The organism is Bacillus hominis (genome assembly GCF_018332515.1).
GTDB lineage: Bacteria > Bacillota > Bacilli > Bacillales > Bacillaceae_G > Bacillus_A > Bacillus_A hominis.
Map to the genome: position 1 here is coordinate 1 of NZ_BOQD01000451.1, position 357 is coordinate 357.

Here is a 357-nt window from a genome sequence, read left to right on the forward strand (position 1 = left end):
TATATGGTTATTAAGATAATTAAATGATTGGGTATCTGTGTAGATATCCATAGAGTAAAAAACAGCAATCATTGTTTGAGGAAATTATAAAAGATATTCAAGATAAATATGGGGACGAATCTGAAAAATTCTAATGGATTTAGTAGAACGTCATTAAGAGTTGATATTTAAAAAATGAATATCAGCTCGAAATAATTATGTGAAAATAACACAAAGAAATAAGGATAGGCAGGATTTTAATATTGAATATTAGAATATGATATTCGAATGGAGGGGAGAAAGATGGAAATTAACGTTAGGGCAGTAGAAATACAAGATGCTAGAGCAATTCATCGTATATGTATACAGGATGAGGTT

The 357-nt window shown here is 28.9% G+C and carries 1 pseudogene; it reads left to right on the top strand.

The annotated features are described in order from the left end of the window. Positions 1-282 precede the first annotated feature (282 nt). Positions 283-357: pseudogene (locus KI356_RS26245) on the top strand (GNAT family N-acetyltransferase); the annotation flags it as partial.